The organism is Rahnella sp. GSA61A (assembly GCF_019969905.1).
Taxonomy (GTDB): Bacteria; Pseudomonadota; Gammaproteobacteria; order Enterobacterales; family Enterobacteriaceae; genus Rahnella; species Rahnella aceris.
Map to the genome: position 1 here is coordinate 63836 of NZ_JAHXYO010000026.1, position 9242 is coordinate 73077.

Below are 9242 nucleotides of genomic sequence, written 5' to 3' on the forward strand. Positions count from 1 at the left end.
GTGGGTATTGCCTCATTACCGGAGCGAAAAATGTCGGAAATCAAATCAGAAATCACCACGCTAAAAAGTGGTATCAGCCGCCGGACACTGATCAAAACATCAACGCTGGCAGGGCTGGCCGTTGCTGCGGATGGCGTATCCCTTCCTTTTAGCCGTAAAGCACTGGCCCAGGGAGTGGGTGAGGCGAAGCATTTAGTCTCCGAAGATAAAGTGGTGTGGGGCGCCTGTTCAGTCAACTGCGGTAGCCGTTGTGCGTTACGTTTGCATGTACGTGATGATGAGGTGTACTGGGTCGAAACAGACAATACCGGGCAGGATATTTACGGTGATCATCAGGTGCGCGCCTGCCTGCGCGGGCGTTCTATCCGCCGCCGCATGAATCATCCGGAGCGCCTGAATTATCCGATGAAGCGCGTCGGCAAGCGCGGTGAAGGTAAGTTTAAACGCATTAGCTGGGAAGAGGCGTTCGATGAAATTGCCAATAACCTGAAGCGTATTGTCGCGAAATACGGCAATGAAGCGGTATATATCAATTACACGTCCGGCATTGTAGGCGGCAACATCACCCGTTCTTCTCCTTACGCTTCGCTGGTTGCCCGCCTGATGAACTGCTATGGCGGTTTTCTCAGTCATTACGGCACTTACAGTACCGCGCAAATCGCCTGCGCCATGCCATACACGTATGGCAGTAACGAGGGCAACAGTACGTCAGATATTGAAAACAGCAAGCTGGTCGTCCTGTTCGGTAACAATCCGGCTGAAACGCGCATGAGTGGCGGCGGCATCACCTATTACCTCGAACAGGCACGCCAGCGTTCCAATGCCCGTATGATCGTGATCGACCCGCGTTATACGGATACTGCTGCAGGTCGGGAAGACGAGTGGATCCCTATTCGTCCGGGGACGGATGCCGCACTGGTGGCTGGCCTTGCGCATGTGCTGATCACTGAGAACATGGTCGACCAACCCTTCCTTGATTCGTATTGTGTGGGCTACGACGAAAAAACCCTGCCTGCGGACGCAACGGCCAACAGTCATTACAAAGCCTATATTCTCGGCCTGGGCGAAGATGCGACGGCAAAGACACCTGAATGGGCGTCCCGCATTACCGGTATTCCGGCCAATCGTATTGTCAAACTGGCCCGCGAAATCGGTCAGGCAAAACCCGCCTATATCTCTCAGGGCTGGGGTCCACAGCGTCAGGCCAACGGTGAACTGACGTCCCGAGCCATCGCTATGTTGCCGATTTTAACCGGCAATGTTGGCATTAATGGCGGCAATAGTGGCGCACGTGAATCCACTTATACCATCACCATTGAACGCATGCCCGTGCTGGAAAATCCGGTCAAAACACAGATTTCCTGTTTTAGCTGGACTGATGCCATTGCCCGTGGCCCGCAGATGACTGCCACGAAAGATGGCGTGCGCGGCAAAGACAAACTGGATGTGCCGATCAAATTCATCTGGAACTATGCCGGTAATACCATCACCAACCAGCATTCCGACATCAATAAAACCCACGATATTCTGCAGGATGACACGCAGTGCGAGATGATCGTCGTGCTGGAAAACTTCATGACCTCCTCGGCGAAGTACGCCGACATCCTGCTGCCTGACCTTATGACCGTCGAGCAGGAAGATATTATTCCAAATGACTACGCCGGAAATATGGGGTATCTGATTTTCATCCAGCCCGCAACGTCCGCTAAGTTCGAACGTAAAGGCATCTACGAGATGATGAGCGAAGTCGCGCGTCGTCTTGGCCCGGATGTTTATAACAAGTTCACCGAAGGCCGTACCCAGCGGGAGTGGTTGCAATATCTGTATGCCAAAATGCTGGCGAAAGACCCGGCATTGCCTGCTTATGAAGAACTACGGCTAATGGGGATATATAAGCGTAAGGATCCTGCCGGGCATTTTGTGGCTTATAAAAAATTCCGTCAGGATCCCCAGGCCAATCCGCTGAAAACACCTTCCGGTAAAATCGAAATTTACTCCTCTGCTCTGGCGAAAATTGCCGGCGAATGGGAGCTGAAAAAAGATGAAACCATTAGTCCGCTGCCGGTATATGCCTCAACCTTTGAAGGCTGGGACGATCCGAAACGTAGCCAGTTTCCGTTGCAGATGTTCGGCTTCCACTACAAAGCCCGCACCCATTCCACATACGGCAATATCGATGTTTTGCAGGCGTCCTGCCGGCAGGAAGTCTGGATTAACCCGATCGATGCCAAAACCCGTGGCATTGAAAACGGTGACAAAGTGAAAGTCTTTAATGACCGCGGTGAAGTGCGTGTAGCGGCAAAAGTCACCCCGCGCATCATACCCGGCGTTGTGGCTATGGGGCAGGGCGCATGGCATCAGGCCAATATGGGTGGTGACCGTATTGACCATGGTGCCTGTATGAACACGCTGACAACCCAACGCCCCTCACCGTTAGCGAAGGGTAATCCTCAGCATACAAATTTGATTCAAATAGAAAAAGTCTAAAGAAGCCACGAGCCACGAGCCAGGGCCCGATGACAGGGTTGTTAAATTTTCGTCCTTCAGATAAGGGCGTTACGGAGTAAGCAATGTCAGATTCAAACAGTAATAAAACCGATTCAGGCGGTGGGATCAGCCGCCGTGACCTGGTTAAGGGAACCACACTCGCCGGTATAGCAGCCGCAGTTGTCGGCATATCGTTGCCGTTCAAATCAATACGTGCGGAAAAGCTACAGGCCCCGGCCAAATCTACAGATGAGAAAATCGTCTGGAGTGCCTGTACTGTTAACTGCGGCAGCCGCTGTCCGTTGCGAATGCACGTCGTTGATAACGAGATCCGCTATGTCGAGACCGACAATACCGGTAATGACAATTATGAAGGACTGCATCAGGTTCGTGCCTGTCTGCGCGGGCGCTCAATGCGTCGTCGTGTTTATAACCCGGACCGTCTGAAGTATCCGATGAAACGCGTGGGCAAACGTGGTGAAGGGAAATTCAAGCCTATCAGCTGGGACGAAGCCTTTGACACCCTGGCGGGCAGCCTTAAAGACATTATTCATCGCTATGGCAATGAAGCGATTTATCTGAATTACGGCACAGGTACGCTGGGTGGCACGATGACGCGTTCATGGCCGCCAGGCAAGACACTGATCGCTCGTCTGATGAACTGCTGCGGTGGTTATCTGAATCATTATGGCGACTACAGTTCAGCGCAAATTGCAGCGGGTCTTAATTATACCTATGGCGGCTGGGCGGACGGCAACAGCCCGTCTGATATCGAAAACAGCAAACTGGTGGTGCTGTTCGGCAATAACCCGGGTGAAACCCGTATGAGCGGTGGCGGGGTGACATATTACCTCGAACAGGCTCGCCAGCGTTCGAACGCCCGTATGATCATTGTGGATCCGCGCTATACCGATACCGGTGCCGGACGCGAAGACGAATGGGTGCCGATCCGTCCGGGTACTGATGGCGCGCTGGCAGCGGCGCTGGCGCACGTCATGATCACTGAAAATCTGGTTGATCAGCCATTCCTCGATAAGTATTGCGTCGGGTATGACGAAAAGACCTTACCGGCGGGTGTGCCTGAGAATGCGCATTACAAGGCTTATATTCTCGGCAAAGGGCCAGACGGTGTAGCGAAAACGCCTGAATGGGCGGCAAAAATCACGGGCATCTCCGTGGATAAAATCGTCAAGCTGGGACGTGAAATCGGACAGGCAAAACCAGCATTTATCACGCAGGGTTGGGGCCCGCAGCGTCACGCTAACGGAGAAATTGCAACCCGTGCAATTGCGATGCTGGCGATCCTTACTGGCAACGTGGGCGTTAACGGTGGCAATTCCGGTGCCCGCGAAGGTTCCTACGAGATCCCGTTTGTACGTATGCCGACGCTGGAAAATCCGGTTCAGACCAGTATTTCTATGTTCCTGTGGACGGATGCGATTGTGCGTGGCCCGCAGATGACCGCCATGAAAGATGGCGTGCGCGGCAAGGATAAACTTGATGTGCCCATTAAGTTTATCTGGAACTACGCTGGTAACTGTTTGATCAATCAGCATTCAGATATTAACCGCACCCATGACATTCTGCAGGATGACAAACAGTGTGAAATGATTGTGGTGATTGATAACCACATGACCTCGTCAGCAAAATACGCAGATATTATCCTGCCAGACTGCACGGCCTCTGAGCAGATGGATTTCTGTCTCGATGCCTCGTGCGGCAACATGGATTATGTGATTTTTGCCGATCAGGCGATTACGCCACGTTTCCAGTGCAAGAACATCTATGAAATGACCAGCGAGCTTTCCCGCCGCATGGGGGTAGAGCAGCAGTTCACCGAAGGCCGTACGCAGGAAGAATGGTTGCGTCATCTGTATCAGCAGTCACGTGAAGCGCTGCCAGAACTGCCAGATTTCGAGACCTTCCGCAAACAGGGCATATTCAAAAAACGTGACCCCGACCAGCATCATGTGGCTTACAAAGCATTCCGTGAAAATCCTGCGGCCAATCCGCTGAGTACGCCGTCCGGTAAAATCGAAATTTACTCTGCTGAACTGGCCAAGATTGCGGCTGAATGGGAACTCTCTAAAGAGGACGTTATTGATCCATTACCGGTGTATGCCGCCGGTTTCGAAAACTATGACGACCCGCTGGCCAGTAAATATCCGTTACAGATGACGGGTTTCCACTACAAAGCGCGTACCCACTCCACTTACGGCAATGTTGATGTACTGAAAGCAGCCTGTCGCCAGGAAATGTGGATCAATCCGATGGATGCCGCACAGCGTGGTATCACCAACGGCGACATGATCCGCATCTTTAACGATCGCGGGGAAGTGCATATAGCCGCCAAAGTGACACCGCGCATGATGCCGGGCGTTGTCGCACTTGGCGAAGGTGCCTGGTATTCCCCTGACAGCAAAAAAATCGACCGTGCGGGCAGCATTAATGTACTGACTTCTCAAAGACCTTCACCGCTGGCGAAAGGTAACCCCTCTCATACCAACCTTGTGCAAGTGGCTAAGGTTTAACGGAGTAAATCATGACAACTCAATATGGTTTTTATATTGACTCAAGCCGCTGCACAGGGTGCAAAACCTGTGAACTGGCATGCAAGGACTTCAAAAATTTAACCCCGGACGTGAGTTTCCGCCGTATCTATGAATATGCTGGCGGCGACTGGCAAAAAGACGGAGATGGCTGGCATCAGAATGTCTTCGCCTATTATTTGTCAATTTCCTGTAACCATTGTGCGGATCCCGCCTGCACCAAGGTCTGTCCGAGTGGCGCGATGCATAAGCGTGAAGACGGTTTTGTGGTCGTAAACGAAGATATCTGTATTGGCTGTCGTTATTGCCATATGGCGTGTCCGTATGGCGCGCCGCAATACAATGAAGCCAAAGGTCACATGACCAAATGTGACGGATGCTACGAACGCATTGCTGAAGGTAAAAAACCGATTTGTGTTGAATCCTGCCCGCTGCGTGCGTTGGATATGGCGCCAATCGAAGAACTGCGTGCGAAATACGGTGAACTGGCTGAAGTGGCACCGTTGCCGGCTTCACATTTCACTCACCCAAATATCGTCATTAAACCCAATGCGAATTGCCGTCCTGTAGGCGATACCACGGGTTATCTGGCTAACCCGAAGGAGGTTTGAGATGGGAAACGGATGGCATGAATGGCCTTTGATGGTCTTTACGGTTCTGGGGCAATGTGTCGTTGGCGCATTTATTGTGCTTGCCATTGCGTTGCTGACTCAGCGCAGTAGGGAAGAATACCGCCAGATCCATCTCTCGATGTTCTTTTTGTGGGTGTTGATGGCGATCGCTTTCATCGCCTCGGTTCTGCATCTGGGGTCACCGCTGCGGGCATTCAATTCGCTTAACCGGCTGGGCGCGTCGCCGCTGAGCAACGAAATTGGCAGCGGCTCGCTCTTCTTTGCGCTGGGCGGGATTTACTGGCTGCTGGCGATGATCAACAAGATGCCACGCGTGCTCGCTAAAATCTGGTTAATCGTGACCATGCTGGCAGGTGTTGGATTCGTCTTCGCGATGTGTCGTGTGTATGCAATCAATACTGTGCCAACCTGGGACAATGCGTATACCGCGTTTCATTTTGGCCTGACGGTACTGATTGGCGGACCGGTTCTGGGCTACCTGCTGCTGCGTGGTGCTAATATTAATGGTTGTGCGCTACGTCTGCTGCCGGTCATCAGCTTTGTGTCACTGGTCGTGAGTATGGCTGTTGTTGTTATGCAAAGCGCCAGTCTGGCAGGCATCAGCAGTTCCGTTCAGTCTGCGTCAGCGCTTATCCCACAATACGGTGTGTTGTCGGTGTGGCGGCTGGTGCTGGTTGTTCTTGGACTGGGCTGCTGGTTCTGTCCGCTTATACTGCGTAAACGACCTGCACTGGCCTCAATGATACTGGCCTTTGTGCTGGTGTTTGCCGGAGAACTGATTGGTCGGGCGATTTTCTACGGTCTGCATATGACAGTGGGAATGGCAGTGGGCGGCTAATTTCAGGTAGTCAGGTTTATCAGGAGGCACGTCGCCAGTAAGGATGTGCCTCTGCAAAATGAGTTAATTATGTCAGCAGAATCAATTAGTTTAACCGGTAAAGTATTAGGCGCGATGCTGTTTTATCCGCCGAGCTCTCCTGAAGTTAGCATCTTAATTACGTTACTTGAAAGCAGCGTCTGGACCGAGTCATGGCCATGTGCGAGTGACGAGGCTAAAACTCAGGCGGGAGAAACATTCAGCCAGATTACGGCCGCGTCTGAAAGTCTGGATGACGCGTATCAGCGTCTTTTTATCGGCCCTTATTCGTTACCCGCGCCACCTTGGGGCTCGGTGTATCTGGACAAAGAATCAGTGCTGTTTGGCGATTCAACGCTGGCATTGCGCCAGTGGATGCGTGAAAACGGTATTGAACCCCATCTGGAGCAGGCAGAGCCGGAAGATCACATCGGTTTGCTGCTGATGATGTCTGCATGGTTAGCCGAGAATTCACCTTCTTTGCTGGATGAATTTCTGACAGAGCATTTATTGCCGTGGGCCGGACGCTATTTCGAATTACTCCGTCAGAAAGCAGAACACCCGTTTTATCTCGGAGTGGCCGTACTGGCAGAATCCACACTACAGGGCTGGAAACAACAACGTAGTCTGGAAGCGCCCGTCGTGGATCTGTATTTCTGATGAGCGATTCCCGCGACGCCAGATACTATCGTGCCTGGATGAGCAGCAGAACGGTCAGCCGCCGTGGGTTATTCCGCGGCTTGCTGTCACCGGGCAAACAGGCAATTGAACAGGCGGCACAGCCTTCTGCGAACTTGCTGGCGCGCGTGATTGCCCGTCCGCCTCAGGCCATTGCCGAACCGGTGTTTCAGCAACAATGTGATGGATGCGGACGTTGCGCACAGGCGTGCCCGGTCGGCATTATAAGCATCCAGGGAGGAAAGGCTTCGCTGGCTATCGATTATGCTGAATGTGACTTTTGCGGTGCTTGTACGCAGGCTTGCGAAAGAGAGGCGCTGGATCAGTGTGTGCCAATGGATACTGGTTTGCGTCCGGTTATTTTGTCCCAGTGTCTGGGACGGTTGGATGACTTGTGCCGAATGTGCGAAATTGCCTGTCCGCGCACGGCAATATTTTTTAATCAACAGAATCAACCTTCTGTTGATGACGCAAAATGTAATGGCTGCGGGAAATGCAAACTTGTTTGTTATCATGGTGATATTAACCTGTCTTTAAAGTGTCATTCATCTTAATCATTAAGCTTGATTAGTGTTTTCAATCATTCTTCTCCACTTTGTGCTCAGGTCAATTTTTGCCAGATTGACTTTTAAACCGCCGGTGGCATGATGCGCGCAATTTCTTCCTCTTTGTGGTCATCACCGCCCTATGTCCGCCTATTCCCGTCCTGTTTCTCTGCTCCTGTGCGGACTTCTGTTGTTGACGATTTCTATCGCCGTTTTAAACACGTTGGTCCCTTTGTGGCTCAGCCATGAGCAACTTCCAACCTGGCAGGTCGGACTCGTCAGTTCGTCTTATTTTACCGGTAATCTGCTGGGTACTTTGCTTGCGGGCGGACTGATTAAACGTGTTGGTTTTAACCGCAGTTACTACCTTTCCTGCATCCTGTTTGCTGTCGCGACCGCAGGTCTGGCACTTTCAATAAGTTTTTGGAGTTGGGTGACGGCGCGATTCGTTGCAGGCATCGGCTGCGCATTGATCTGGGTAGTGGTGGAAAGTGCGTTGCTACGCAGCGGAACCGTCAGAAACCGCGGCCAGTTACTGGCAGCGTATATGATCATGTATTACATCGGCACGGTGGTTGGGCAGCTTTTGGTAGGTACGGTGCCGACGGCAATTTTAAGTGTACTGCCGTGGGTGACAGCGCTGATTGTCATTGCAATGCTGCCATTGTTGTTAACGCATATTGAGAATCAGGAAAGCGGGCAGCCGCGTCATGCGGTAATGCCGATGTTCAGACGCCGTAATGCACGGCTGGGAATTAACGGCTGTATTATTTCCGGCATCGTTTTGGGATCTTTATACGGCCTGATGCCTTTGTTCCTGACGCATCAGGGAATGAGCGATGCAGATGTAGGTTACTGGATGGCATTGCTGGTCAGCGCCGGGATTATCGGGCAATGGCCGGTAGGGCGTTTGGCTGACCGTTATGGCCGTCTGATGGTTCTGCGCATTCAGATCTTCGCCGTTATCCTTGGCTGCATTGCGATGCTCAGTGGTTATGCGATGGCTCCGACGCTGTTCATTCTGGGTTGTGCTGGTTTCACGCTGTATCCGGTCGCCATGTCCTGGGCTTGCGAAAAAGTCAACGCAGAGGAACTGGTGGCGATGAACCAGGCATTACTGATGAGTTACACCATCGGCAGCCTCGCCGGGCCGACAATGACCGCGATGCTAATGCAGAGTTATTCCGATCGTCTGTTGTTCGTGATGATTGCAGTGGTCTCGCTGGTGTATCTGGTGATGCTGATGCGCAAAGCGGATCATACGCATAATCCTGTAGCGACTGCCTAATCCTTTTCATAATTAAAGCTGCAATCCCAATGATTTTGGGTATGTTCTGAGCCATAAAGCAAAAAAGACGCCATTTGGCGTAATGCCGATCGTTTAAGGATCAGTTGACCGATCCGGTGGCTCGTGTAAAAAGGGTTCATGCTCATCATGGACCCTTTTTAAATGGAACTTTCACAAGCTCTCGGTATTATCAATCTTACTGCCCCC

At 51.9% G+C, this 9242-nt stretch carries 7 protein-coding genes; all 7 read left to right on the plus strand.

Annotated elements, in window-relative coordinates:
- The first annotated feature begins 30 nt into the window (after window positions 1–30).
- Window positions 31–2487 (plus strand): selenate/tellurate reductase subunit YnfE, encoded by a 2457-nt coding sequence (ynfE, locus tag LC431_RS23340; protein WP_223510375.1) that lies wholly within the window; start codon window positions 31–33, stop codon window positions 2485–2487.
- An 83-nt stretch (window positions 2488–2570) separates the two neighbouring features.
- Complete coding sequence (gene dmsA / locus LC431_RS23345) at window positions 2571–5018, plus strand: dimethylsulfoxide reductase subunit A (protein WP_223510376.1); 2448 nt, start codon at window positions 2571–2573, stop codon at window positions 5016–5018.
- An 11-nt stretch (window positions 5019–5029) separates the two neighbouring features.
- Window positions 5030–5647 (plus strand): DMSO/selenate family reductase complex B subunit, encoded by a 618-nt coding sequence (locus LC431_RS23350; protein ID WP_013574782.1) that lies wholly within the window; start codon window positions 5030–5032, stop codon window positions 5645–5647.
- Between the two features lies 1 nt (window position 5648).
- Window positions 5649–6506, plus strand: coding sequence for a dimethyl sulfoxide reductase anchor subunit family protein (locus LC431_RS23355; RefSeq protein ID WP_223510377.1), 858 nt, complete (start codon window positions 5649–5651; stop codon window positions 6504–6506).
- 69 nt (window positions 6507–6575) lie between these two features.
- The gene (dmsD, locus tag LC431_RS23360) at window positions 6576–7184 is read left to right on the plus strand and encodes a Tat proofreading chaperone DmsD (RefSeq protein ID WP_013574784.1); all 609 of its coding nucleotides are present in this window, start codon (window positions 6576–6578) and stop codon (window positions 7182–7184) included.
- The gene (napF, locus tag LC431_RS23365) at window positions 7184–7756 is read left to right on the plus strand and encodes a ferredoxin-type protein NapF (RefSeq protein ID WP_112151144.1); all 573 of its coding nucleotides are present in this window, start codon (window positions 7184–7186) and stop codon (window positions 7754–7756) included. The genes dmsD and napF overlap by 1 nt, the downstream gene beginning before the upstream one ends.
- Before the next feature lie 133 nt (window positions 7757–7889).
- A complete protein-coding gene (locus LC431_RS23370; RefSeq protein WP_013574786.1) occupies window positions 7890–9035 on the plus strand; it encodes an MFS transporter in 1146 nt (381 codons plus the stop codon).
- Window positions 9036–9242 lie beyond the last annotated feature (207 nt).

Bases quoted from the DNA above. Each gene is read 5' to 3' on its own strand.
- ynfE (WP_223510375.1), top strand. From the start codon at position 31: ATGTCGGAAATCAAATCAGAAATCACCACGCTAAAAAGTGGTATCAGC.
- dmsA (WP_223510376.1), top strand. From the start codon at position 2,571: ATGTCAGATTCAAACAGTAATAAAACCGATTCAGGCGGTGGGATCAGC.
- LC431_RS23350 (WP_013574782.1), top strand. From the start codon at position 5,030: ATGACAACTCAATATGGTTTTTATATTGACTCAAGCCGCTGCACAGGG.
- LC431_RS23355 (WP_223510377.1), top strand. From the start codon at position 5,649: ATGGGAAACGGATGGCATGAATGGCCTTTGATGGTCTTTACGGTTCTG.
- dmsD (WP_013574784.1), top strand. From the start codon at position 6,576: ATGTCAGCAGAATCAATTAGTTTAACCGGTAAAGTATTAGGCGCGATG.
- napF (WP_112151144.1), top strand. From the start codon at position 7,184: ATGAGCGATTCCCGCGACGCCAGATACTATCGTGCCTGGATGAGCAGC.
- LC431_RS23370 (WP_013574786.1), top strand. From the start codon at position 7,890: ATGTCCGCCTATTCCCGTCCTGTTTCTCTGCTCCTGTGCGGACTTCTG.